The following is a 22,906-nucleotide window of genomic DNA, read 5'->3' on the forward strand; positions in this document are numbered from 1 at the left end:
CCATGCATTACCAAACCATTTTGTTCGACCTCGATGGCACCCTGACCGACCCGCGCGAAGGCATCACCCGTTCGATCCAGTTTGCCTTGAGCAAACTGGGCATCGATGAGCCCGACCTGAGCAAACTCGAACATTTCATCGGCCCGCCGTTGTTACAGGCGTTCATGCAGTTCTATGACTTCGACGAGGCCAAGGCCTGGGAGGCCGTGAACTTCTACCGCGAGCGCTTCAAGGTCACCGGGCTGTACGAAAACCGCGTGTTCGACGGCGTCACGCCACTGTTGGAAACCTTGGGCGGGCAAGGGCGCCAGCTGTACATCGCGACTTCCAAACCGTGGGTTTTCGCCCGGGAGATTGCCCGGCATTTCGACTTCGCCAAGCACTTTAAAGTGATCTACGGCAGCGAACTGGACGGCACCCGTACCAACAAAGTCGAGCTGATAGCCCACTTGATTGCCGAAGAGGGCCTGGATCCCGCCGACACCCTGATGATCGGCGATCGCAAGCACGACCTGATCGGTGCACGCTGCAATGGACTGGACGCGGCAGCGGTGGGTTATGGGTTTGGCAGTCGGGAAGAGTTGAGCGCCGAAGCGCCGGCCTACCATTTTGAAACGCTGGATGAGATGCACCAGGCGTTTTTGCGGGGTTAATGAGATCGCCATCGCGGGCAAGCCCGCTCCCACAGGTTTTGCGGCGTATTTGAGCGCTGTGAACGACATCTCATCTGTGGGAGCGGGCTTGCCCGCGAAGAGGCCAGTTCAGACACTGGAGCTTTGGGACTGTGCCAAGGTGTTCAATGCCGCTTTGCGCTGTTCAGCCGGTAATGCACCCAATCTTTCGACTTCCGCATAAAACGCCACCCAATCCCCACCGGTCTGCCTGAACAACGCCGCAAACGCCGGCACCCACTGGTCGTACAAACCAAACGGCAGCAACCGCGCATTGTTCATCGGCGCATTGACCCACGCGTCGTAACGCTTATCTCCTGCCCATTGGCTATCGCGCAACTGTCGATACTTGCCACGAAGGCGCTCGAATTCCGCAGCTTTGCGCTGACGCATTTGTTCGGTTGGCAACGGTTGTGTGTACAGTTGTTCAAGGCGGGAACGCGTATCCAGGACCAGCTGGGTGAACTGATCCCGCCGCTTCGTCTGATCGCCGTTGTCTGGCGGCAAGCTACGGTAGGCACGCCATTGGCGGGTACCTTCCTGCTCGACGAAGGTGGCGAAGGATTCGTTGAACTCAGTGTCGTCCTTCACATAAATGCGCTGATGCGCCAGTTCGTGGAATATCAGCGTGGCCAGGCGCTCGTCGCCCCAGTTCATCATCGAACTCATGATCGGATCGTTGAACCAGCCCAGGGTCGAATAGGCTTCGACGCCACCGATCGTCACATCCATGCCCTGCAGGCGTTGCAGCGCCGCTTCACCACGCGCCGCACTCTGGCTGTAGTAGCCGCGATAGGCCACGCAGCCGGCGATAGGGAAGCAGTGGTTTTGTGGCTTCAGGGAAAATTCCGGCGTGACAAATACGTTCCAGACGACGTAGGGACGGCCAATGTCTGCGTACAACCGGTAACTCTTATTGTCCGGCAGATGCAGTTGTTCGCTGGCGAAGGTCCGGGCCCTCTGGGATTGGGCCAGGTGCATGCGCAGTTTCTGGTCGCGGTGGGGGTCGGCAATCACACTGGAAACGGGTTCCCGTGCACGCAACAACTGCCATTGGCCACTGGCCAGTTGGCTGTAGTAGCTGACGCTGGAACAACCGTTGAGCAACAAAAACAACACACCCGGAAACAAAATGCGCAAAACGCGATCAAGTAACCCAAGGCTTGGACGCGGCCTGATCAAAATAAAAAATCCCTGGAGAGTCTGCTCGCAAGACTATCCCGCTTGACTGGAGCTCGGCTATGCGCAAATTGATGCTGACGGGAAGCCTGCTGATGCTGGCTGGTTGTGCTGGTTTCGGATTACCTCACCATGATCCGACGCAAGCGTGGATCGAACTGGAATCGCATCAGGAAGACACCGCCCTGCAGGCGCTGGAGGTGGATAACCAGGCTGCGACTGATAAGCGCTATTTCCAAGTGCAGCCCGGTAGTCATGAACTGACGGTGCGCTACCAGTTTCCCGTGCAGCCTACCAATATCGGACCCGGCGCCGAGCCGCTGTGGCGTGATTGCCAGATGAATGTGAAATTCAACGGCTTTAACGCTGGGGAGCGTTATGAGTTGCAAGCGGGGAATATCGGGTTTCGGCCGTGGGCCAAGCTTTACGATCAGCAGCGAAAAGTGATTGGACAAGGCACGCCGGCGGGCTGTCAACGGACCTGATCGGCGCTATTCTGAATACCCGGTATTCAGGACATTCATCATGCGCAGATTGATGCTATTGCTCGCTGCAAGCGCCGTTGCCGGTTGTTCCACTCCGATGCCAACGGCCAACCCGCAAATGGCGTGGGTCGACTTCTCTACGCCATTCCCCAACGATAAGTTGCTGATGGCCGAGCGACTGGACAATCAGCGGTTGCGCGATGGGCGCTATTTCGAGGTGACTCCCGGTCGCCACGAACTGACCGTTCGCTTCGATTTTGAAGTGCCCGGCGGCGGAGGCCCGGACATGTTCGGCGGAGGGAAGGAACGGCTGTGTTATCTGATCATCAAGTACGATCACTTCGAGGCCGGTCAGCGATATGTGCTACAAGCCCGCTCAATTGCATTCACCCCCGAAGCCCGCCTGTATAACGCCAAACGTGAAATCGTCGCCGAAGATAGCCAAGCCAACTGTTTGATGTAGGGCTGTCAGCGGTCGTTCTTCTGGTAGATGATTTTTTTAGTGCCGTTTTCACACGAACCCACGACCATATTCTGATCGTGCACTTCGTCATTGGTCACGATCTCCAGGGTGTAGGACGTCACACCGCGAGCCTGGATCTTGGCTTCGATTTCGGCCTTGAGTTCTTCACAGGGTTTAGGCGCCGCCAGGGCCGAAGTGGCCAGTGCGCAGCAGATGACCGTCAAGGCAAAGCGTTTCATGGTTGAGGCTCCTTTGAGGCAGCCCGCAGGATTCTGCGTTTTGACTGCTGTCATTTATTCGACCACAGTTTTATGAGCCTTGTTTTGTTTCAAGGCAAAAAAGATCGCAGCCTCCGGCAGCTCCTACGTTGAATGTCGATCCCGTGTAGGAGCTGCCGAAGGCTGCGATCCTTTCATTTCAACGCTTAACTGACCAAAGTCGCCTCTAGACTGATTTTTGCATTAAGCACCCTGGAGACCGGGCAGCCTTCCTTGGCCTTGTTGCTCAACTCCTCGAATTGCGCTTGGCTGGATCCCGGGATTTTCGCTTTGAGGACCAGTTTCACCGCTGTAATTGAAAATCCGCCATCCACTTGGTCCAGGGTGACTTCCGCAGTTGTATCGATGCTGTCGGCCTTGAGGCCGGCCTCGCCGAGAATCATGGAGAAGGCCATGGAAAAACAGCCCGCATGGGCTGCGCCGATCAGCTCTTCCGGATTGGTGCCTTTGCCGCCTTCGAAACGTGCCTTGAACCCGTAGGGTGCCTCCCGGAGTACGCCGGTTTCCGTGGAAATCGAGCCGATACCGTTTTTCAGATCACCTTCCCAATGGGCCGATGCTTTCTTGGTGATAGCCATACCTGTCTCCTCGGAACCCGGCGCGAAATGTGGCGCCCGTGTGATGGTCAGTTACAAGTTTCTGAGGATAGACCGTGACGCAAAGTTCACTTGATCCGATTGACCTACTTAATTAGTAGGAAATTTTCCCCTGGCTATTGAAACTCGGGTATATGCCCTCATTGCATGAAACACACATTTGGATTCGGCAGGTTTTCGTTCGCAAGAAAAAACCTGCGCCCTCAATTGGAGAAGCAGGTTTATGAAACGACTGTCCGATATCAAGTTCTCGACCCTCGATCTGGTGCCCGTGCGGGAAAACGGCAGCGCGGCCCAGTCACTGCGCAATTCCCTGGACCTGGCGCAGCACGTCGAGAAATTCGGCTACAACCGGTTCTGGGTTGCCGAACACCACAACATGGACGGCATTGCCAGTTCCGCGACCTCGGTGTTGCTGGGTTACCTGGCGGGTGGCACGTCGACCATTCGCGTGGGATCGGGTGGCGTGATGCTGCCCAACCATGCACCACTGGTGATTGCCGAACAGTTCGGCACCCTTGAAAACCTGTATCCGGGACGTATCGATCTGGGGCTCGGTCGTGCGCCCGGTTCCGATCAGATGACTGCCCGTGCCTTGCGCCGCGAACGTTCTGGCAGTGCAGACGATTTCCCGGACGATGTGGCGGAACTGGTGCGTTACCTCGGCCCGCGTACACCTGACCAACGCGTCATCGCGATGCCTGGCACGGGTACGAATGTGCCGATCTGGCTGTTGGGTTCGAGCCTGTTCAGTGCACAACTGGCGGGTGAACGCGGTTTGCCTTACGCCTTCGCCTCACATTTCGCACCGCGCTACATGCACGAGGCGATTCGCGTTTATCGCAATCACTTCAAGCCTTCAGCGGTGTTGGACAAACCCTACGTGATGCTCGGAGTGCCATTGGTGGCTGCCGACACCGATGAGCAGGCCGACTACCTGGCGACCTCGGTGTTCCAGCGCATACTCGCGTTGATGCGCGGTCAGAGCCTGGTACAGCGCCCACCGGTGAAAACCATGGATGGCTTGTGGCTGCCCCACGAGAGAGAGGCGGTGATGGACTTCCTGGGCTTGGCAATGATCGGCAGCCCGCAGAAAATTCGCGCGAAACTGGACGTATTGATCGAACAAACTCAGGCCGATGAACTGATTTTTACCTGCGATCTGTATGAACATGCCGATCGTCTGCACTCCTACGAGCTGCTGGCGCAGGTCATGAAAGGCTGACATTCGTTCTGTACGAAAAAAACCGACGTCATGCGTCGGTTTTTTTTGTTACGCGATGTCCAGTAGGAGCCGGCTCAATTAACGCTTGTAGACGATTTCCTTGGTGCCCATCTCGCAAGTTCCGACGACTTTTCCGCCAGATGCGCCGCCTTTATCGACAATTTCCAGCGAATAACCGGAAACGCCCTTGGCATCGAGCTTTGCTGCGATCTCGGCTTTCAGCTCTTCGCAGGATTTGCCGTCAGCAAAGGCCATATTCGCCAGACTCAACAAACCTACCGCCAAAATAAACTTCTTCATCAGTCGCATTCTCGAGTCGGATCAAAGGGGAGCACCCAGCCATTGGCCGGGTTTATTGCTGTAGCGCCTTGCCATGTCCTATGGCATTCGGCCAGCGCGCATGCATAGAAGGCTAGACCAACGTCAGCTGCTGGCAATCCGGAATCCGACCTTGAGCGTTACCTGAAAGTGTGCAGCCTTGCCATCCTTAATGTGCCCGCGGGTTTCGGTCACTTCAAACCATTCCATGTATTTGAGACTTTTGCTGGCCTCGGCCAGTGCGTTGTTGATCGCGTCTTCAATGCTGCTGGTGGACGAGCCAACCAGTTCGACTTTCTTGTAGGTGTGATGGTCAGACATGGCGTTCTCCTCTGGGTGTGAAATACAGCCTAGCAGTGATTTTCTGTCTTACTTCTGTCGGTCGTTCGCCACGGAAGTTCACATTTACTGCACTTTCTCCAGTCCCTGAAGTCCGAACCAACACACGCCACTCATCAACAATGCAGGAGAGCCACCATGGCCAACAGCGCGTTACGCAAAGCCGCATTGCAAAGCATGGAAGCGGAGATCGAGAGTCTGCTCAAATCCCTGGAGAACCTGAAGGACGACGCCTCGGACGAGTCGCGTAAAACCCTCAAGGTGCTCAAGGGCAACGCCGAGAACGCGCTGAGACATTCGCGCCATCTGCTCGCCGATGCCTATGAGGAGGTCAAGGTGAAAACCAGGGAAACGGGGATCGCCACCCGGGACTACGCTCAGGAGCACCCTTGGACGACAGCCGGTGTTGCCGTCGGTGCATTGGGCCTGTTGGCGGCCTACCTGTTGTTCAAGCGCGGTGACTAATCCGTCTGGATCAGCTCGTTTTTAAGCCATTGCGCCAGTTGCCGGGCGCGCCCGTCGGCGGCGCGCTTTGGCAGCCACAGCGCCAGTTGCGCCGGCGTTTCGCTGAATCCCCACGGCGCTACCAGGCGACCGGCCTTCAAGTCCTCCGCCACCAGCGGCTCGGGGGCAATCGCTACACCCAGCCCGGCCACGGCCGCTTCCAGTAAATAGTACAAATGTTCGAAACCCTGACCGTACTTCAACGCTTTGGCGTCGAGGCCACTTTGTTGCGCCCAACTTGGCCAGGCTTGCGGTCGCGAAGTGGTGTGCAGCACCGGTTCGTTGAGCAGGGCGGTGGCCGGCGCGGTTTTCAATTTGTCGTAGCCGACGAACCGCGGGCTCATCACTGGGCCGATCCGTTCGCTGGCGAGCTCGAACACCTGCATATCCGCCGGCCAGGGAGGCTCGGCAAACACCAGCAAGGCATCCAAGCCCGGGCGGCGGGGGTCGAGATCGCCTTCACCAGCCGACAGATGCAGGCGAAGGTCTGGCAGGTCGGCATTCAGCCGTCCCAAACGCGGGATAAACCAGCGCGCCAGCAGGCTTCCCGAACAACCCAGGACAAAAGGCGCATCGATCGTGCTCTGGGTGAGTTCACCGCATACCGTACGCAGACGCTCGAAAGCTTCGGCGCTGGCATCGCGCAAACGCATGCCGGCATCTGTGAGTTTCAGGCCGCGACCTTCCTTGGTGAACAGGCTCACGCCGAGGTGTTCTTCAAGTACCTTCAGTTGCCGACTGACCGCACCGTGAGTGACGTGCAGCTGCTCGGCAGCTTGACTGACACTGTTCAGGCGGGCCGTGGCTTCGAAGGCGCGCAAGGCGTTCAAGGGGGGCAGGTCGTGGCTCATGGTATCTGTGAGTTTTCCTGACAGGTTGTGGCAATCTTATCGGTTTTCAGAGGCGAGTGTCAGGGGTAGAGTGAAGCCACTCTCTCTTCACGCATTCAACTGGAGCGCCAAATGACCCAGACTAATCTGCGCAACGGCCCTGACGCCAACGGCCTGTTTGGCGCGTTCGGCGGCCGTTACGTCGCTGAAACCCTGATGCCGCTGATCCTCGATCTGGCCCGCGAATACGAAGCGGCCAAGGAAGATCCCGCATTCAAGGAAGAACTGGCTTACTTCCAGCGCGACTACGTCGGTCGCCCGAGCCCACTCTATTTCGCTGAGCGTCTGACCGAGTTCTGCGGCGGCGCGAAGATTTATCTCAAGCGTGAAGAGCTGAACCACACCGGCGCGCACAAGATCAACAACTGCATCGGCCAGATCCTGCTGGCGCGGCGCATGGGCAAGAAACGCATCATCGCCGAGACCGGCGCCGGCATGCACGGTGTGGCGACCGCCACCGTGGCTGCGCGTTTCGGTCTGCAGTGCGTGATCTACATGGGCACCACCGACATCGAGCGCCAGCAGGCCAACGTGTTCCGCATGAAGCTGCTGGGCGCTGAAGTGATCCCGGTGGTCGCCGGCACCGGCACCCTGAAGGATGCGATGAACGAAGCCCTGCGTGACTGGGTGACCAACGTCGACAACACCTTCTACCTGATCGGCACCGTGGCCGGCCCGCATCCGTATCCAGCAATGGTCCGAGACTTCCAGGCCGTCATCGGCAAGGAAACCCGCGACCAGCTGCAAGCCCAGGAAGGTCGTTTGCCGGACAGCCTGGTGGCGTGCATCGGTGGCGGTTCCAACGCCATGGGCCTGTTCCACCCGTTCCTCGACGACAAGAGCGTCGAAATCATCGGCGTTGAGGCAGCCGGCTACGGCATCGAAACCGGCAAGCACGCGGCCAGCCTGAACGGCGGCGTACCGGGTGTGCTGCACGGCAACCGCACCTTCCTGTTGCAGGACGACGATGGCCAGATCATCGACGCCCACTCCATTTCCGCTGGCCTCGATTATCCGGGCATCGGGCCGGAGCACGCCTGGTTGCATGACATCGGTCGCGTTCAGTACACCTCGGTGACTGACGATGAAGCGCTCGCCGCGTTCCACCAATGCTGCCGCCTGGAAGGGATCATTCCTGCACTGGAAAGCGCCCACGCCCTGGCTGAAGTGTTCAAACGCGCACCGAAGCTGCCGAAGGATCACCTGATGGTGGTCAACCTGTCCGGCCGTGGCGACAAAGACATGCAAACCGTGATGCACCACATGGAACAATCTTCGCAGGAGAAACACTGATGAGCCGCCTGCAAACGCGTTTTGCCGAACTCAAGGAACAAAACCGCGCCGCCCTGGTGACCTTTGTGACCGCCGGCGACCCGGGGTACGACACGTCCCTGGCGATTCTCAAGGGGTTGCCTGCAGCGGGCGCCGACGTGATCGAGTTGGGCATGCCCTTTACCGATCCGATGGCCGATGGCCCGGCGATCCAGCTCGCCAACATCCGCGCGCTGGCTGCCAAACAGAACCTGGCGAAAACCCTGGAAATGGTTCGTGAGTTCCGCAAGGACAACAACGAAACGCCGCTGGTACTGATGGGGTACTTCAACCCGATTCACAAATACGGCGTGCCACGCTTTATCGCTGAGGCAAAAGAGTCCGGCGTCGATGGCCTGATCGTGGTCGACATGCCGCCCGAGCATAACGGCGAACTGTGCGATCCGGCCCAGGCTGCCGGTCTGGACTTCATCCGCCTGACCACGCCGACCACCGACGATGTGCGCCTGCCAACGGTGCTCAATGGCAGCTCCGGCTTTGTGTACTACGTGTCCGTTGCCGGTGTGACCGGTGCGGGCGCGGCGACACTGGAGCACGTTGAAGAGGCCGTCGCTCGCCTTCGTCGCCACACCGATCTGCCGATCAGCATCGGTTTCGGCATCCGTACACCAGAGCAAGCGGCGTCTATCGCGCGGCTGGCGGACGGTGTGGTGGTGGGGTCTGCACTGATCGATCACATCGCCGAAGCCTCGACGCCAGAGCAGGCAATCGATGGTGTCCTGAGCCTTTGCTCGGCACTGGCTGACGGCGTGCGTAAAGCCCGCGTCAGCTAAAGGTAAAGTTCCTGATACAGAGGAATTAGCGTCTTCCTGCACAGACTAACCAGCAAGACCGAGGGCTTCAGGACTGCGTTCTGAAGCCCTTTTTGCTGTGTGTGTTGTGAGGAAAGCCCCAATGAAAATGCCGAAACGTCTGATTGCCAGCCTGGGTGTGCTGATGCTTAGTGCGACCCCATTGCTGCACGCCAGCGCCGATCAACGTGACGATCACGACCACGGCGGCCCGCAGGGCCATTACGACAATCACGGCGATGATCATCGTGGCGGGCAGGACAACCGTCGTGGCGGACCTCCGCCAAGGGACTTCGGTCCGGTGCGCCAGACCATTCACGATCATCGCGACTATTTCGTGCGCGGCGCTCCGCCACCGCCGGGTATTCATCTGGTCCGGGGCCGGCCTTTGCCGCATGGTTACTACGGTGAACGACTGGATAACCGCGCATTGGGGCGACTGCCGTACTACCCCGGTTATGAATGGCGTCGGGCGGGCAGCGATGTTGTGCTGATCGCGGTGGGGAGCGGGATTGTATATGAGGTGCTGGAGGGTGTTCTGTACTGAGAGGTGCTACTTGTGAGCTGCAGTGGGAGCGAGCTTGCTCGCTCCCACTGGTTGCAACTTCAAGGCAACTCCAACCCACCCGACGCCTTATGCAGTGTGCGCAGATGCTCACCAATCTGCTTCACATTGGCCTCGTTGGCCGCCATTTCCGCTGCACGTTCCGGTTCGAGCAGCGCTCTGACTTCCTTGTCCAGATCACCGCTCAGTGCTTGCAGTTGTTTCTGGCGCAGACTGCTTTCCGATTCCAGGCGTTGCCATTCATTGGGTTGCGGCAACCCATAGCCGCCGCTGCCGAGCAGTTCCGCCGGGCGGCTGAGGAAGCCGCTGTTGGCCAGAATCTCCTGCAAGGTCTTATTGGCCTTGTCCATGCCGCCGTTTTTCAGTTCCCGGGCACCCAGATAGCGTTGCTTTACTTCATCCTGGGCCAGCAGCAACTGCTGGCGGAAACTGGCCTGCTCCAGCAGAAGCAGTGCCGCGCTGGTGCGCAAGTCTGCCTGTGCAAACCACTGGCGGCGTTGCTCGGCTTTCAATGACAGCCAGTCCTCGACCTTTTCCTGTTTGATCGGCAGGTGTTTTTTCAGCACGTCAAACATGGCTTGATAACGATCGCGGAAGGAGTCGAAGCGATAACCCAGGCGCAGTGCCTCGCGAGGGTCGTCCAGTACGCTGGTGTCCGCCAGACCGCGACCCTTGAGCACTTCGAGCAGCCCGTTGGGCATGATGCTGTCCAGTCCGACCAACTTCGAATTATTGGTGCCGCTGCGCAGCAGTTTCAGGCCTTCTACGGCGCAGTTGTTGGAGAGGAAGAAGTAGTTTCCGTCGTAACTCCAGTGCATCTCGGCGGCATGTTCCACCACCTCTTCAATCTCGCTGCGCGACAGATTCAGCGGCACGGAAGCCAGGCTGCGCAATTCGGTTTTGGTGTACTCATCAATGACCTGGGCCAATGGCAGGACAAACAGGCGTGACGGGTACTTACCCACCAGCCCGTCCCAGCTCGACAGCTGCACATCGCCAACGAAGGCGCGGTAGGACAACACCAGGTGCTGGTCCAGGTCCAGCCGACAATCCGGCCCACGTGGTCGGCCCGGCGCGCAGATCACCAGCCGCAACATGCTGTGGCCCCAACGGCTGACCCAGTTCTGGTTGGCCTCGGCCAGCAGATAGTCGACGGCATACACCCGTTCCGGATCGACCTGGCCCAGGGGTGTTTTGGCAAAGTCATTGCCGGCATTGAGAAACGCGAAGGTTTTGCCGCAAGCTTCTTTGGTGGCGGGGGCCCAGCCGAAGTGCTCCTTGTAATAGCGGTACAGCGCAGGGCGACGGCAGGCGTAACCCGGATCGAGGAGGAAGTACTCCATGTTGACCGCGACGAACTCTTTGGGGCTGCTCGTCTCGTAGATGTCCGGGCTGCGAGCGACCTGGCGGTTGTACTGTTCGCGTTCGCCGCGACGACCCACGTATTGCGGCCAGCCAGCGAGGTCGAGCAAGCGCGGATCATCGCTGAGGGTAAAGCGCCGACCGGACTGACCGCGGCATTGGTCTGGAATACCGACCAGGCCTGAGCTGCTGTCCTGTCGGGTGCAACGTTGGATCAGCGTGCGCTCCGCCTGCGGCCACAGGCGTGAGCGATCATAAATGTGGGTCAGTTCGTGCAGCACCGTAGCGAGCATTTCCCGGCGCACGGTGCCATGGGGGCGGTAGGTTTTCTTGGTTGCAGCGCTGCCGTCCGTGAGACTGGCTAGCAACTTGCGATTCAGATCGAGTTCGGACACCAGCGAAGCCTGGCCATAGGCGTTGCTTGGCATGTCATCGGTCCAGCCAACGTCGATGCGCCGATCCAGTTGCTCGATGAAGCGTGGCGGTAGCGCCTGCATGGCTTCGTCGAGCAGCGCCTGACTCGCCTGCTGTTGTGCGGGGCTCAGGCCATCAGTCTTGAGGTGCAGTTCAAGGCCGGCGTGAGCGCTGCTGCCAAACAGCAGCGCTCCGGCCAGCAACCAGGTTGCGGGAAGTTTCACAGTGCGAGGATGGCTTCGGCGAGGGCTTGATCACTGGCATCGCGGGCTTCAGGTACGCGGGTGCGTAACAGGTCGAAAGCTGCTTCGAGGTGCGCGCCACGAATGTCGCCATTGGTCGCGACGAAACTGGCGGCGTCATCGTGTGCTTCGCGCACGAGTTTCGAATCCCGGATCGACGTGGTGGTGTCAGAAGTGAAATCCAATGTGCGCTGGGTGGCACGAATGAGCATGTTACTGGTGGCTACCAGGGTATGTGCCTGGGCCATATCGGCCAACAACAGCAGGCCAAGGGTGGCGGCAATCAGCGGGCTACGCATGGAACGACTCCGGAGAAACTATGGATAACTATTGGACGAGAATTGCCTGTGCCAGTTCAAGGTCGCTGGCATGAAGTTTTGGCTGGGTCTGGCGCAGATAACGCAGGGCAGACTCCAGCTGGGCGCCTCTCAGTTGGCCGTCACTGGCGATGAACGTCGCGGCGTCATCCCGGGCGGCGAGCAGCAGTTTATGGTCGAAGGGGGCGGAGGTCACCAAGCTTGTGGCATATCCGCTGGCGACGGTGCCTTGGGTCGACAGGTTAAACGCGTCGAAGGCATAGGCCGAACCCGGATGGTTGGCCGCAAGAAAGGCTGAAGTGATGAACAGTCGCGAAAGAAAACGCATGAGACTCGACGGTTGAAGGCGAGTCCCAAGGCTAGCGCAATGCCCGGTCTAGAGCCAGCGCCGATACATTGGGGACACGGTGGGCGTGCCCCGGGTCAGACAATCGCTTAGATCGCCAGAATCGCTTGGGCCAATTGCGCGTCGCTTGCGTTCAGCTGTGGTGCCTGATGACGGATATGGTCGAGTGCACTTTCCAGTTTTACGCCGCGGATGTTGCCTTCGCTGGCGACGAAGCTGGCGGCGTCGTCACGGGCAGCGAGCACGATCTTGTCATCCTTAAAGGATGAAGTGACATCGGAGGTCGCATCGGAGGTGGCTTTGAGTGCACCGACAACGGCATCGGTGGTCACGATGAAGCTAGTGGCGTGGGCATTGGCAGCCACGGCAATCAGGGCTGCAGCGCTGAGCAAACGAAGACGGGACATGGTGTAACTCCTTTGGATCAATCGGATGAAAAGTGACGCAGCATAGGGAGAGTCCAGTGTTAGACACTCCGCGTTCGCCAAGTTCTGAATGGATAGTAGGCCTGTGGGTGACTCCTCGACAATCTGTTCCTGTCAGCACCCAGCCAAGCTTAGTCTATTCGGCAAACTGTATTGGTTGTTTTTACGTATCGTTATAGCTGTACTTGTTATGCCTTTTCCGCACCTGAAACGACAAAGCCCGCCGTGATTTCTCACGGCGGGCTTTGTTTGTTCAATTCGGGTTGCTGGCAGTGGACCTTCAGGTCAGGGCCAGCGACGCTGACTTAGCGCCAGAACGGCTTGCTCAGCTCTTCGAAGCGTTGTGCTTCGCTAATCCCGGCATCAGCCAGCAGACGCGAATCCAGACGAGCCAGTTGATGGCGGCTGGAGATGCGGCGCTGCCACAGCATCAGGTTGGCGATAACGCGCAGAGGCAGGGAAGCCTGGGTTTTTGCAGCAGTGTCTTCGAAGAACAGTTCGGAACTGAGTGTACGTTCCATGGTTTTCATCCTTCCGCTTGTGGCGGGATTAGGTAGTGGTTTAACTGGTGCCCATGATCCTCTTGTTTGCCTAGCCTCTGTAGACACAGTTCATTTGTATTGTGAGAGCTCAGTTAACTGTTTATAGGGGGTGTACTGGTCTAAATTGAGGCAACTGTACCTGTCTGCACTGTGTTGGTGCGTTTTTTGACATTTGTGGTTCGGGGAAGGGGATTTAGGGCGGGAAATGACCAGTACAGCAGTACAGTTTTTTCAGGTTCTGAGTGTAACAACAGCAAGCTGACGAAACTGTGTTTGCGTCAGCTGCTATCTGTGGTCCTTACACGGCGAGCATTTGCCCGGTTTCTTCCAGGTTCATGTGCCAACTCAGGGCATCGCGCAGGATGTGGGGGGTGTGTCCGCCAAGGGCACAAGCGGCCGTGAAGTAATCATTCAGGGCCTGGCGATAGTCCGGGTGCACGCAGTTGTCGATGATGACGCGGGCGCGCTCCCGGGGTGCCAGGCCGCGCAAGTCCGCCAGGCCCACCTCGGTGACAAGAATGTCGACGTCATGCTCGGTGTGGTCAACGTGGCTGACCATTGGCACCACGCTGGAAATCGCTCCACCCTTGGCGATCGACTTGGTCACGAATATCGCCAGATGCGCGTTGCGCGCGAAGTCACCGGAACCGCCAATACCATTCATCATCCGTGTGCCGCAGACGTGGGTGGAGTTGACGTTGCCATAGATGTCGAATTCGAGCGCTGTGTTGATGCCGATGATACCGAGGCGACGCACCACTTCCGGGTGGTTGGAGATCTCCTGCGGACGCAGCACCAGTTTGTCCTTGTATCGCTCCAGGTTGCCGAACACATCGGCGTTGCGACGGCTGGAGAGGGTGATTGAGCTGCCGGAGGCAAAGATCAGCTTGCCGGCGTCGATCAGGTCGAAGGTCGAGTCCTGAAGTACTTCGGAGTACATCGTCAGGTCTTCGAATGGCGAGTCAATCAGGCCGCACATCACTGAGTTGGCGATGGTTCCTATACCGGCCTGCAACGGGCCGAGTTTATTGGTCATGCGCCCTGCGTCGACTTCTTGCTTGAAGAAGCTGATCAGGTGGTCGGCGATGGCCTGGGTCTCTGCGTCTGGCGGCAGAACGGTGGATGGCGAGTCTGGTTGTTGGGTGACCACGATCGCGACGATCTTTTCCGGTGGAATCGGAATGGCGGTGCTGCCGATACGATCATCGACCTTGACCAGTGGAATTGGTGTGCGGGTCGGGCGATAGGTCGGAATATAGATGTCGTGCAGGCCTTCCAGGTTCGGGTTGTGCGCCAGGTTGATCTCGACGATCACGTGTTTGGCAAAAATCGCGAAGCTGGCCGAGTTGCCCACGGAGGTGGTTGGCACGATGTGGCCTTGCTCGGTGATGGCCACGGCTTCGATGACCGCGATGTCCGGCAGCTTCAGTTGCTGGTTACGCAGTTGCTCGACGGTCTCCGAGAGATGCTGGTCGATAAACATTACGTCCCCGGCATTGATCGCCTTGCGCAGGGTGCTGTCGACTTGGAACGGCATGCGTCGTGACAGTGCACCGGCTTCGGTGAGCTGTTTGTCGAGGTCGTTGCCCAGGCTGGCGCCGGTCATCAGGCTGATCTTCAGCGGCGTGACCTTGGCCCGTTCGGCCAGTGCGTGGGGGACGGCCTTGGCTTCGCCGGCACGGGTAAAGCCGCTCATGCCAACGGTCATGCCGTCCTCGATCAGGGCGGCAGCCTCGGCGGCGCTCATCACTTTATCCAACAACGAAGGCAGGCGAATTCGGTCACGGTACATGGATTGTTATCTCGGAAAGCGGGTAGCTGGATGCGCAGTCTATTGAATTTCCCTGGCCCCTGTCCCGCTACCAAGGTCGCAAAAGAGCCGTCTATTCCGGGCTTTTCAAGCAAAACACCGTTACCGGATCCGTAACAAAGCGGTGGTTTTGTCCGACGATTTGCGCAAATAAAAACGCCCCGACAAGTCGGGGCGTTTTCGTTGCAGGCGAGGTTTACTCGACCGCTTTGACCATGTCTTCGATGACCTTCTTCGCGTCACCGAACACCATCATGGTTTTGTCCAGGTAGAACAGTTCGTTGTCCAGACCGGCATAGCCGCTGGCCATCGAGCGTTTGTTGACGATGATGGTCTTGGCCTTGAACGCTTCGAGAATCGGCATGCCAGCAATCGGCGATTTCGGATCGTTCTTGGCGGCCGGGTTGACCACGTCGTTGGCGCCCAACACCAGCACCACGTCGGCCTGGCCGAACTCGGAGTTGATGTCGTCCATCTCGAACACCTGGTCGTAAGGCACTTCGGCCTCGGCCAGCAATACGTTCATGTGGCCCGGCATGCGACCGGCGACCGGGTGGATCGCGTACTTCACGGTCACACCGCGATGGACCAGCTTCTCGGTCAGCTCCTTCAGTGCATGTTGCGCTCGGGCTACCGCCAGGCCGTAGCCCGGAACGATGATCACGGTGTCGGCGTTGGTCAGCAGGAAGGTCGCGTCGTCAGCCGAGCCGGATTTCACCGGACGTGCTTCTTTCGAGCCTGCAGGGCCGCCCGCGTCGGCCGTGTTGCCGAAGCCGCCGAGCAGTACGTTAAAGAAGGAGCGGTTCATCGCCTTGCACATGATGTACGAGAGAATCGCACCGGACGAACCTACCAGCGAGCCGGCGATGATCAGCATCGAGTTGTTCAGCGAGAAGCCGATACCCGCCGCTGCCCAACCGGAGTAGCTGTTGAGCATGGACACGACGACCGGCATGTCGGCGCCGCCAATCGGGATGATGATCAGCACGCCGAGCACGAAGGCCAGTGCCAGCATCACGCCGAAAGCGGTGTAGTCGCCAGTGAGCATGAAGGTCACGCCCAGTGCCAGTGTGGCCAGGCCCAGCAGCAGGTTCAGCTTGTGCTGGCCGGAGAACTGTACCGGTGCACCCTGGAACAGACGGAACTTGTATTTGCCAGCAAGTTTTCCGAAGGCAATGACCGAGCCGGAGAAAGTGATCGCACCGATGGCCGCCCCGAGGAACAGTTCCAGGCGGTTACCGGCCGGGATTGCGTCACCGAGTTGCTGGACGATACCCAGCGATTGCGGCTCGACAACGGCAGCGACGGCGATGAACACCGCTGCCAGGCCGATCATGCTGTGCATGAAGGCGACCAGCTCAGGCATCTTGGTCATTTCAACGCGTTTGGCCATGATCGAACCGGCAGTACCGCCGATCAGCAGGCCGACGATCACATAGGTGATGCCGTCGTGGGCCAGCTCGGCGCCGAGCTTGTAGATCAGGCCTACCGTAGTGAGGATTGCCAGGCCCATGCCGAGCATGCCGAACAGGTTGCCGCGACGCGACGTGGTTGGATGCGAAAGGCCCTTGAGCGCCTGGATGAAGCAGACCGAGGCGATCAAATACAGGGAAGTAACCAGGTTCATGCTCATGCTTGCTGCACCTCAGCCTTGACTGATTCGGCCTTGGCTGCCGGAGCCTTTGCTGGAGCCGCTTTCTTTTTGAACATTTCCAGCATGCGCCGGGTAACCAGGAAACCACCGAACACGTTGACCGCGGCCAGGGCCACGGCGAGGGTGCCCATGGTCTTGCCCAGCGGGGTCACGGTCAGGGCGGCGGCGAGCATGGCGCCGACGATCACGATGGCGGAGATGGCGTTGGTCACGGCCATCAAGGGTGTGTGCAGCGCAGGCGTCACGTTCCAGACCACGTGGTAGCCGACATAGATTGCCAGCACGAAGATGATCAGGTTGTAGATACCGTGAGAGATCAGCATGTCTTCCATTGTTTTTATCCTCAGCCGTTCTTGCGCACGATTTGGCCGTCGCGGCACATCAGGCACGCGGCGACGATATCGTCTTCAAGGTTGATCACCAGTTGTCCTTCTTTATCGAACAACAGCTTCATGAAGTCCAGCAGGTTGCGGGCATACAGTGCGGAGGCATCGGCTGCCACCGCGGCCGCCAGATTGGTCGGGCCGACGATGGTCACACCGTGCTCGACGACCACCTGATCAGCGACGGTCAGCGGGCAGTTGCCGCCTTGGGCTGCCGCCAGATCGATGACTACCGAGCCCGGCTTCATCTGTGCCACGGTTTCCGCGCTCAACAGCGTCGGCGCCTTGCGGCCCGGAATGAGTGCGGTGGTAATGACGATGTCGGCCTGCTTGGCGCGTTCGTGCACGGCCACGGCCTGGCGCTGCATCCAGCTGGCCGGCATTGGGCGTGCGTAACCGCCGACACCGACGGCGCACTCACGCTCTTCATCGGTTTCGTAAGGCACGTCGACGAACTTGGCGCCGAGGGACTCGATCTGCTCTTTAACTGCTGGGCGTACGTCAGACGCTTCGATCACCGCACCCAGGCGTTTCGCCGTGGCGATCGCCTGCAACCCGGCAACGCCGGCGCCGAGAATCAGCACGCGCGCCGCTTTCACGGTGCCCGCAGCGGTCATCAGCATCGGCATGAAGCGCGGATAGTGGTGAGCAGCCAGCAGCACGGCCTTGTAGCCGGCGATGTTGGCTTGCGAAGACAACACATCCAGGCTTTGGGCGCGGGAGGTGCGCGGCGCAGCCTCCAGCGCGAACGCGGTAATCCCGCACTCGGCCAGCTTGGCGATGGTTTCATTGCTGAACGGGTTGAGCATGCCAACGACAACAGTGCCGCGCTTGATCAGCGCCAGCTCGCTGTTGCTGGGTGCGACCACTTTAAGAATCAGCTCGGCGCCGAACGCATCATTGGCGCTGCCAATGGTTGCGCCCGCCGCTTCATAGGCACTGTCTACAACACTGGCATTGATGCCGGCGCCGCTTTGAACAGTGACCTTATGACCCTGGCCGATCAGTTTCTTGATGGTTTCCGGGGTAGCAGCAACCCGTGTTTCACCCGTCTGGGTTTCGAGAGGAACACCAATGTGCACGTCAAATCTCCTGCGTGATCTTATTAAGTAAACCCATGCACTACGGATGGTGCGGCTGGGGCGGCCGATCAGCACGATCCCGCTAAATCAGGGCGGGGCGCGGCATTTTGCAGGCGAACTTTATGCCCTTCAAGGGATTATGACGTGTGACGGAAAATTAACTACAAGTCACCCCGTGACCGAATGTCGCATCAAATCGATCCAACCCCTTATCGTTCGTGCCTTTCAGGGAATTTTGCCGAAATTTAAGAATTTTCACATCGGCCATATGAATGATGCTGTATTGCCTCGAAATGGAGGCGCAAAGCCATATGTTTAGGCGCTTCTGGGACGATTGTACTGCTCGCGGATACAGTCTTCGAATATGCGACAAATAGTTATATCTGTAGGGTTTTTGTTTTTTTGACTACGGGGTCAGCTAACGCCTGTATGCCTTTATCCTTCTAGGCTGTAGCTGTGGGCCTGATTGACCAGCCAATCTCGAAAAGCCCGTAAAGATGCAGATTCGACCTTTCGCTCAGGAATCATCAGGTAATAAGCCTTGATGCTGGAGAGCGCCTGAGGATTGGCGATGACCAAACGTTTTTCGACCAGCTCGCGCTGAATCAGGAACGGTGGAATCAAGGCGATACCCATATCGTGCATGGCTGCCTGGGCCAGCATGGAGAATAGCTCGTAGCGTGGCCCTGTCATGTCGCGCGGGACATTCAGGTGCTGAGAATCGAACCATTGCCGCCAGGCGTAGGGGCGGGTGGTCTGCTGCAGGAGGGGCATCTCGGCGATTTCACCGGCTGTCAGATGAGGCTTTTTCCCCAATAGATTGGGGCTGCACACAGGGAGCGGATGTTCGCCCATCAAGCGATGGGATTCTGTGCCTGACCAGTCCGCATCACCGAAGTAAATCGCGGCATCAAAGTCAGTGTCGGCAAATAGGAACGGGCGCGTCCGGTTTGTCAGGTTAACCGTCACTTCCGGGTGTTTTTGCTGGAAATCCTTGAGGCGAGGCAGCAGCCACTGAGTGCCGAAAGTCGGAACCACTGCCAGTTCGATCACGTTGGCGCCTTGCTGCCCCATCACGGACAGGGTGTCTCGCTCGACCGCGTCAAGTTGGGTCGCAACCCGTCGGCTGTAGGAAAGACCAGCTTCAGTCAGCTTCACGCCTCTGCGCGAGCGCCTGAACAGTTCAACGCTGAGGAACTCCTCAAGGCTGGCAATCTGTCGGCAAATCGCGCCCTGGGTCAGCGAAAGCTCCTGTGCTGCCTTGGTAAAGCTCTCATGGCGTGCTGCCGCCTCAAAGCTGATCAGGGCGGCTGTGCTGGGTATTTTCCTGCGCATGTACGTCTACCTCACTAATTCGTCGCATAAATTGCGTTTGGCGACGTTTCGGAGTGAGAAATTAGCACAACAGTATGCGAAATCCTCGTTTGCCGAGCGGCCGATCCCGGCCTAGGATCAGTCCCACGTAATTTGACCCGTTTCGAGAGGACACACTCATGGCCGGTAAAGCTAGCTTCAACTGGATCGATCCCCTGCTGCTGGATCAACAGCTCACCGAAGAAGAGCGCATGATCCGCGACACCGCCGCGCAGTTCGCCCAGCAAAGCCTTGCGCCGCGTATTCTCGAAGCGTTCCGTCATGAAAAGACTGACCCGGCGATCTTTCGCGAAATGGGCGAAGTGGGTCTGCTGGGTGCAACCATTCCGGAGCAATACGGCGGTAGCGGCCTTAACTATGTCAGCTACGGTCTGATCGCCCGTGAGGTCGAGCGCATCGACTCCGGCTACCGCTCGATGATGAGCGTGCAGTCCTCGTTGGTAATGGTGCCTATCAATGAATTCGGTACTGAAGCTCAGAAACAGAAATACCTGCCGAAGCTGGCCTCGGGCGAGTGGATTGGCTGCTTCGGTCTGACCGAGCCTAACCACGGTTCCGACCCGGGCGCGATGATTACTCGTGCGCGCAAAGTGGAAGGCGGCTACAGCCTGACCGGCAGCAAGATGTGGATCACCAACAGCCCGATCGCCGATGTGTTCGTGGTCTGGGGCAAGGACGATGCGGGCGATATTCGTGGCTTCGTTCTGGAGAAGGGCTGGAAAGGCCTGAGTGCTCCGGCGATTCACGGCAAGGTCGGCCTGCGTGCATCGATCACCGGTGAGATCGTCATGGATAACGTATTCGTGCCAGAAGAGAACATCTTCCCGGATGTCCGCGGCTTGAAAGGTCCTTTCACCTGTCTCAACTCCGCGCGTTATGGCATTTCCTGGGGCGCGCTGGGTGCTGCCGAGTTCTGCTGGCACACCGCTCGCCAATACACTCTGGATCGTCAGCAATTCGGTCGCCCATTGGCTGCCACTCAGCTGATTCAGAAGAAGCTGGCGGACATGCAGACCGAAATCACCATGGCACTGCAAGGCTGCCTGCGTCTGGGTCGCATGAAGGACGAAGGAACTGCAGCAGTTGAAATCACTTCGATGATGAAGCGTAACTCGTGCGGCAAGTCCCTGGACATCGCGCGCATGGCTCGCGATATGTTGGGCGGTAATGGCATCTCCGACGAGTTCGGTGTCGCTCGCCACCTGGTCAACCTGGAAGTGGTGAATACCTATGAAGGTACGCATGACGTCCACGCGCTGATCCTCGGTCGTGCGCAGACCGGCCTTCAAGCGTTCTATTAATAGGAGAACGCCATGGGCGCGCTTTCGCATCTGCGGGTACTGGATTTATCGCGGGTATTGGCCGGGCCGTGGGCCGGGCAGATTCTTGCGGACCTTGGCGCTGAAGTGATCAAGGTCGAGCGTCCGGGCAATGGTGATGACACGCGCGCCTGGGGCCCGCCTTTCCTTAAAGACGCCTATGGCGAAAACACCAGTGAGGCCGCCTATTACTTGTCGGCCAATCGCAATAAGCAATCGGTGACCATCGACTTCACGCGCCCAGAGGGGCAGAAGCTGGTGCGCGACCTGGCGGCGAAGTCGGACATCTTGATCGAAAACTTCAAGGTTGGCGGTCTGGCGGCGTATGGGCTGGACTACGAATCGTTGAAGGCGATCAATCCGAACCTGATTTATTGCTCTATCACCGGGTTTGGTCAAACCGGTCCTTATGCCAAGCGCGCGGGTTATGACTTCATGATCCAGGGGTTGGGTGGTCTCATGAGCCTGACGGGGCGGCCTGAAGGTGATGAGGGGGCGGGGCCGGTGAAGGTTGGGGTTGCGCTGACCGACATTCTGACTGGTCTCTACTCGACTGTGGCGATCCTGGCGGCGCTTGCGCATCGGGATCAAGACGGTGGCGGCCAGCATATTGATATGGCATTGCTGGATGTTCAGGTAGCGTGCCTGGCTAACCAGGCGATGAACTATCTGACGACAGGCAATGCACCCAAGCGTTTGGGGAATGCACATCCGAACATCGTGCCGTATCAGGATTTTCCTACGGCAGATGGCGACTTCATTCTTACCGTGGGCAACGACGGGCAGTTCCGCAAGTTCGCAGAAGTCGCCGGGCAGCCTCAGTGGGCAGATGATCCACGCTTCGCAACCAACAAGCTGCGCGTGGCGAATCGGGCTGTGCTCATTCCGTTGATCCGCCAGGCTACGGTGTTCAAAACGACCGCTGAATGGGTGGCGCAGCTGGAGCAGGCAGGTGTCCCGTGTGGGCCTATTAATGATCTTGCGCAGATGTTCGCAGATCCCCAGGTCAAGGCACGTGGGCTGTCAATTGAATTGCCCCATGCGTTGGCCGGGATGGTGCCGCAGGTTGCCAGTCCTATTCGGCTGTCGGAGACGCCGGTGGAATACCGTCGTGCGCCTCCTATGTTGGGCGAGCATACGCTGGAGGTTTTGCAGCGAGTGCTGGGGCTGGAGGCTGGTGCGGTAGCGGCTTTTAAAGAGTCCGGCGTTCTCTGATATTCCCCTCTATATAGAAAGGTTGGCTTTGCTCTCTCGAATTGCGGGGGAGTGAGCCGCTTTACTACCGTCCGTAACTTATTGAAAGAAAACTGAAATTAAGAGTTGACGGCGAGTTTTAGTTCTCTATAATTCGCCCCACTTCCGGCGCAGTCGAAACGGAAAACTCCTTGGTAAACAACGAGTTACGCAGTTTTCGGCAGTAGGTTGCTTCAGGTCATCGAAGCTGAAAGGAAGTTGAAAAAGAGGTGTTGACAGCAGCGAGTAACGCTGTAGAATTCGCCTCCCGCTGACGAGAGATCGAAAGCGCAAGTGGTTGAAGTTGCAAAGGATTCTTTGAAGACTTCTGAAAATAACCGCTTGACAGCAAATGAGGCTGCTGTAGAATGCGCGCCTCGGTTGAGATGAAAGATCTTAACCAACCGCTCTTTAACAACTGAATCAAGCAATTCGTGTGGGTGCTTGTGGTGTCAGACTGGTAGTCAACAGATTATCAGCATCGCAAGTTACTCCGCGAGAAATCAAAGATGTAACCAAAGATTGCTGAGCCAAGTTTAGGGTTTTCTCAAAACCCAAAGATGTTTGAACTGAAGAGTTTGATCATGGCTCAGATTGAACGCTGGCGGCAGGCCTAACACATGCAAGTCGAGCGGATGAGAGGAGCTTGCTCCTGGATTCAGCGGCGGACGGGTGAGTAATGCCTAGGAATCTGCCTGGTAGTGGGGGACAACGTCTCGAAAGGGACGCTAATACCGCATACGTCCTACGGGAGAAAGCAGGGGACC

26 protein-coding genes and 1 rRNA gene are annotated in these 22,906 nt (G+C 58.2%); 11 read left to right on the forward strand and 16 right to left on the reverse strand.

What is annotated here, in order from left to right:
- Nucleotides 1-2: 2 nt before the first annotated feature.
- Complete coding sequence (locus tag ACSFE6_RS19715) at nt 3-653, forward strand: HAD family hydrolase (protein WP_435429152.1); 651 nt, start codon at nt 3-5, stop codon at nt 651-653.
- 108 nt (nt 654-761) lie between these two features.
- On the opposite strand, the gene ACSFE6_RS19720 is transcribed toward ACSFE6_RS19715, so the two are convergent.
- The gene (locus ACSFE6_RS19720) at nt 762-1,853 is read right to left on the reverse strand and encodes an aminopeptidase (RefSeq protein ID WP_435429153.1); all 1,092 of its coding nucleotides are present in this window, start codon (nt 1,851-1,853) and stop codon (nt 762-764) included.
- Between the two features lie 59 nt (nt 1,854-1,912).
- On the opposite strand from ACSFE6_RS19720, the gene ACSFE6_RS19725 reads away from it, so the two are divergent.
- Nucleotides 1,913-2,335, forward strand: a complete 423-nt coding sequence (locus ACSFE6_RS19725; RefSeq protein ID WP_435429154.1) for a hypothetical protein — start codon at nt 1,913-1,915, stop codon at nt 2,333-2,335.
- Between the two features lie 40 nt (nt 2,336-2,375).
- On the forward strand, nt 2,376-2,798 hold the full coding sequence (locus ACSFE6_RS19730) for a hypothetical protein (RefSeq protein ID WP_435429155.1): 423 nt from the start codon (nt 2,376-2,378) through the stop codon (nt 2,796-2,798).
- 5 nt (nt 2,799-2,803) lie between these two features.
- On the opposite strand, the gene ACSFE6_RS19735 is transcribed toward ACSFE6_RS19730, so the two are convergent.
- A complete protein-coding gene (locus tag ACSFE6_RS19735; protein ID WP_095194445.1) occupies nt 2,804-3,037 on the reverse strand; it encodes a DUF1161 domain-containing protein in 234 nt (77 codons plus the stop codon).
- A 185-nt stretch (nt 3,038-3,222) separates the two neighbouring features.
- Nucleotides 3,223-3,654: an OsmC family protein gene (locus ACSFE6_RS19740; RefSeq protein ID WP_435429156.1), complete on the reverse strand. Its 432-nt coding sequence runs from the start codon at nt 3,652-3,654 to the stop codon at nt 3,223-3,225.
- Nucleotides 3,655-3,895: 241 nt separating this feature from the next.
- Between ACSFE6_RS19740 and ACSFE6_RS19745 the strand changes: the two genes are divergently transcribed.
- Entirely contained in the window at nt 3,896-4,897 is a 1,002-nt protein-coding gene (locus ACSFE6_RS19745) for an LLM class flavin-dependent oxidoreductase (protein WP_435429157.1), read from the forward strand.
- A 78-nt stretch (nt 4,898-4,975) separates the two neighbouring features.
- Here ACSFE6_RS19745 and ACSFE6_RS19750 read toward each other — a convergent pair whose 3' ends face one another.
- Together ACSFE6_RS19750 and ACSFE6_RS19755 are read right to left on the reverse strand one after the other, a co-directional pair.
- Nucleotides 4,976-5,197, reverse strand: a complete 222-nt coding sequence (locus tag ACSFE6_RS19750) for a DUF1161 domain-containing protein (protein ID WP_435429158.1) — start codon at nt 5,195-5,197, stop codon at nt 4,976-4,978.
- 123 nt (nt 5,198-5,320) lie between these two features.
- A complete protein-coding gene (locus ACSFE6_RS19755; protein ID WP_090327193.1) occupies nt 5,321-5,536 on the reverse strand; it encodes a dodecin in 216 nt (71 codons plus the stop codon).
- Between the two features lie 156 nt (nt 5,537-5,692).
- Between ACSFE6_RS19755 and ACSFE6_RS19760 the strand changes: the two genes are divergently transcribed.
- Nucleotides 5,693-6,019 carry a DUF883 family protein gene (locus ACSFE6_RS19760; RefSeq protein WP_435429159.1) on the forward strand — a complete coding sequence of 109 codons (327 nt, stop codon included), beginning with the start codon at nt 5,693-5,695 and terminating at the stop codon, nt 6,017-6,019.
- On the opposite strand, the gene ACSFE6_RS19765 is transcribed toward ACSFE6_RS19760, so the two are convergent.
- On the reverse strand, nt 6,016-6,909 hold the full coding sequence (locus ACSFE6_RS19765; protein WP_435429160.1) for a LysR family transcriptional regulator: 894 nt from the start codon (nt 6,907-6,909) through the stop codon (nt 6,016-6,018). The genes ACSFE6_RS19760 and ACSFE6_RS19765 overlap by 4 nt on opposite strands.
- A gap of 111 nt (nt 6,910-7,020) precedes the next feature.
- Between ACSFE6_RS19765 and trpB the strand changes: the two genes are divergently transcribed.
- From trpB to ACSFE6_RS19780, 3 genes are all read left to right on the forward strand, one after another.
- Nucleotides 7,021-8,241 (forward strand): tryptophan synthase subunit beta, encoded by a 1,221-nt coding sequence (gene trpB, locus ACSFE6_RS19770; protein WP_435429161.1) that lies wholly within the window; start codon nt 7,021-7,023, stop codon nt 8,239-8,241.
- Nucleotides 8,241-9,053 (forward strand): tryptophan synthase subunit alpha, encoded by an 813-nt coding sequence (gene trpA / locus ACSFE6_RS19775; RefSeq protein WP_435429162.1) that lies wholly within the window; start codon nt 8,241-8,243, stop codon nt 9,051-9,053. Before trpB ends, trpA begins: the two co-directional genes overlap by 1 nt.
- Before the next feature lie 121 nt (nt 9,054-9,174).
- Nucleotides 9,175-9,618 (forward strand): anti-virulence regulator CigR family protein, encoded by a 444-nt coding sequence (locus tag ACSFE6_RS19780; protein WP_435429163.1) that lies wholly within the window; start codon nt 9,175-9,177, stop codon nt 9,616-9,618.
- A gap of 59 nt (nt 9,619-9,677) precedes the next feature.
- Here ACSFE6_RS19780 and ACSFE6_RS19785 read toward each other — a convergent pair whose 3' ends face one another.
- From ACSFE6_RS19785 to ACSFE6_RS19830, 10 genes are all read right to left on the reverse strand, one after another.
- Complete coding sequence (locus tag ACSFE6_RS19785; RefSeq protein ID WP_435429164.1) at nt 9,678-11,636, reverse strand: DUF7844 domain-containing protein; 1,959 nt, start codon at nt 11,634-11,636, stop codon at nt 9,678-9,680.
- Nucleotides 11,633-11,953 (reverse strand): DUF2388 domain-containing protein, encoded by a 321-nt coding sequence (locus tag ACSFE6_RS19790; protein ID WP_435429165.1) that lies wholly within the window; start codon nt 11,951-11,953, stop codon nt 11,633-11,635. Before ACSFE6_RS19790 ends, ACSFE6_RS19785 begins: the two co-directional genes overlap by 4 nt.
- 28 nt (nt 11,954-11,981) lie before the next feature.
- Complete coding sequence (locus ACSFE6_RS19795; protein ID WP_435429166.1) at nt 11,982-12,299, reverse strand: DUF2388 domain-containing protein; 318 nt, start codon at nt 12,297-12,299, stop codon at nt 11,982-11,984.
- A gap of 107 nt (nt 12,300-12,406) precedes the next feature.
- Nucleotides 12,407-12,724: a DUF2388 domain-containing protein gene (locus ACSFE6_RS19800; protein ID WP_175387095.1), complete on the reverse strand. Its 318-nt coding sequence runs from the start codon at nt 12,722-12,724 to the stop codon at nt 12,407-12,409.
- 323 nt (nt 12,725-13,047) lie between these two features.
- Nucleotides 13,048-13,263 (reverse strand): DUF1127 domain-containing protein, encoded by a 216-nt coding sequence (locus ACSFE6_RS19805; RefSeq protein WP_093228016.1) that lies wholly within the window; start codon nt 13,261-13,263, stop codon nt 13,048-13,050.
- Nucleotides 13,264-13,582: 319 nt separating this feature from the next.
- Entirely contained in the window at nt 13,583-15,076 is a 1,494-nt protein-coding gene (locus ACSFE6_RS19810) for an acetyl-CoA hydrolase/transferase family protein (RefSeq protein WP_435429167.1), read from the reverse strand.
- Nucleotides 15,077-15,290: 214 nt separating this feature from the next.
- Entirely contained in the window at nt 15,291-16,727 is a 1,437-nt protein-coding gene (locus ACSFE6_RS19815; RefSeq protein WP_435429168.1) for an NAD(P)(+) transhydrogenase (Re/Si-specific) subunit beta, read from the reverse strand.
- A complete protein-coding gene (locus ACSFE6_RS19820) occupies nt 16,724-17,080 on the reverse strand; it encodes an NAD(P) transhydrogenase subunit alpha (RefSeq protein WP_435429169.1) in 357 nt (118 codons plus the stop codon). Before ACSFE6_RS19820 ends, ACSFE6_RS19815 begins: the two co-directional genes overlap by 4 nt.
- Nucleotides 17,081-17,091: 11 nt before the next feature.
- Nucleotides 17,092-18,213, reverse strand: a complete 1,122-nt coding sequence (locus tag ACSFE6_RS19825; RefSeq protein WP_435429170.1) for a Re/Si-specific NAD(P)(+) transhydrogenase subunit alpha — start codon at nt 18,211-18,213, stop codon at nt 17,092-17,094.
- A 435-nt stretch (nt 18,214-18,648) separates the two neighbouring features.
- Complete coding sequence (locus ACSFE6_RS19830) at nt 18,649-19,548, reverse strand: LysR family transcriptional regulator (protein WP_435429171.1); 900 nt, start codon at nt 19,546-19,548, stop codon at nt 18,649-18,651.
- A gap of 158 nt (nt 19,549-19,706) precedes the next feature.
- Between ACSFE6_RS19830 and ACSFE6_RS19835 the strand changes: the two genes are divergently transcribed.
- The 3 genes from ACSFE6_RS19835 to ACSFE6_RS19845 all read left to right on the forward strand — a co-directional run.
- A complete protein-coding gene (locus ACSFE6_RS19835) occupies nt 19,707-20,888 on the forward strand; it encodes an acyl-CoA dehydrogenase (protein ID WP_175375562.1) in 1,182 nt (393 codons plus the stop codon).
- Between the two features lie 12 nt (nt 20,889-20,900).
- Complete coding sequence (locus tag ACSFE6_RS19840) at nt 20,901-22,121, forward strand: CaiB/BaiF CoA transferase family protein (protein WP_435429172.1); 1,221 nt, start codon at nt 20,901-20,903, stop codon at nt 22,119-22,121.
- Nucleotides 22,122-22,705: 584 nt separating this feature from the next.
- A 16S ribosomal RNA gene (locus tag ACSFE6_RS19845) occupies nt 22,706-22,906 on the forward strand; the annotation flags it as partial.

It is taken from the genome of Pseudomonas baetica, assembly GCF_051216495.1.
Classification (GTDB): Bacteria; Pseudomonadota; Gammaproteobacteria; order Pseudomonadales; family Pseudomonadaceae; genus Aquipseudomonas; species Aquipseudomonas baetica_B.

Bases quoted from the DNA above. Each gene is read 5' to 3' on its own strand.
- ACSFE6_RS19715 (WP_435429152.1), top strand. From the start codon at position 3: ATGCATTACCAAACCATTTTGTTCGACCTCGATGGCACCCTGACCGAC.
- ACSFE6_RS19725 (WP_435429154.1), top strand. From the start codon at position 1,913: ATGCGCAAATTGATGCTGACGGGAAGCCTGCTGATGCTGGCTGGTTGT.
- ACSFE6_RS19730 (WP_435429155.1), top strand. From the start codon at position 2,376: ATGCGCAGATTGATGCTATTGCTCGCTGCAAGCGCCGTTGCCGGTTGT.
- ACSFE6_RS19735 (WP_095194445.1), bottom strand. From the start codon at position 3,037: ATGAAACGCTTTGCCTTGACGGTCATCTGCTGCGCACTGGCCACTTCG.
- ACSFE6_RS19740 (WP_435429156.1), bottom strand. From the start codon at position 3,654: ATGGCTATCACCAAGAAAGCATCGGCCCATTGGGAAGGTGATCTGAAA.
- ACSFE6_RS19745 (WP_435429157.1), top strand. From the start codon at position 3,896: ATGAAACGACTGTCCGATATCAAGTTCTCGACCCTCGATCTGGTGCCC.
- ACSFE6_RS19750 (WP_435429158.1), bottom strand. From the start codon at position 5,197: ATGAAGAAGTTTATTTTGGCGGTAGGTTTGTTGAGTCTGGCGAATATG.
- ACSFE6_RS19755 (WP_090327193.1), bottom strand. From the start codon at position 5,536: ATGTCTGACCATCACACCTACAAGAAAGTCGAACTGGTTGGCTCGTCC.
- ACSFE6_RS19760 (WP_435429159.1), top strand. From the start codon at position 5,693: ATGGCCAACAGCGCGTTACGCAAAGCCGCATTGCAAAGCATGGAAGCG.
- ACSFE6_RS19765 (WP_435429160.1), bottom strand. From the start codon at position 6,909: ATGAGCCACGACCTGCCCCCCTTGAACGCCTTGCGCGCCTTCGAAGCC.
- trpB (WP_435429161.1), top strand. From the start codon at position 7,021: ATGACCCAGACTAATCTGCGCAACGGCCCTGACGCCAACGGCCTGTTT.
- trpA (WP_435429162.1), top strand. From the start codon at position 8,241: ATGAGCCGCCTGCAAACGCGTTTTGCCGAACTCAAGGAACAAAACCGC.
- ACSFE6_RS19780 (WP_435429163.1), top strand. From the start codon at position 9,175: ATGAAAATGCCGAAACGTCTGATTGCCAGCCTGGGTGTGCTGATGCTT.
- ACSFE6_RS19790 (WP_435429165.1), bottom strand. From the start codon at position 11,953: ATGCGTAGCCCGCTGATTGCCGCCACCCTTGGCCTGCTGTTGTTGGCC.
- ACSFE6_RS19795 (WP_435429166.1), bottom strand. From the start codon at position 12,299: ATGCGTTTTCTTTCGCGACTGTTCATCACTTCAGCCTTTCTTGCGGCC.
- ACSFE6_RS19800 (WP_175387095.1), bottom strand. From the start codon at position 12,724: ATGTCCCGTCTTCGTTTGCTCAGCGCTGCAGCCCTGATTGCCGTGGCT.
- ACSFE6_RS19805 (WP_093228016.1), bottom strand. From the start codon at position 13,263: ATGGAACGTACACTCAGTTCCGAACTGTTCTTCGAAGACACTGCTGCA.
- ACSFE6_RS19810 (WP_435429167.1), bottom strand. From the start codon at position 15,076: ATGTACCGTGACCGAATTCGCCTGCCTTCGTTGTTGGATAAAGTGATG.
- ACSFE6_RS19815 (WP_435429168.1), bottom strand. From the start codon at position 16,727: ATGAGCATGAACCTGGTTACTTCCCTGTATTTGATCGCCTCGGTCTGC.
- ACSFE6_RS19820 (WP_435429169.1), bottom strand. From the start codon at position 17,080: ATGGAAGACATGCTGATCTCTCACGGTATCTACAACCTGATCATCTTC.
- ACSFE6_RS19830 (WP_435429171.1), bottom strand. From the start codon at position 19,548: ATGCGCAGGAAAATACCCAGCACAGCCGCCCTGATCAGCTTTGAGGCG.
- ACSFE6_RS19835 (WP_175375562.1), top strand. From the start codon at position 19,707: ATGGCCGGTAAAGCTAGCTTCAACTGGATCGATCCCCTGCTGCTGGAT.
- ACSFE6_RS19840 (WP_435429172.1), top strand. From the start codon at position 20,901: ATGGGCGCGCTTTCGCATCTGCGGGTACTGGATTTATCGCGGGTATTG.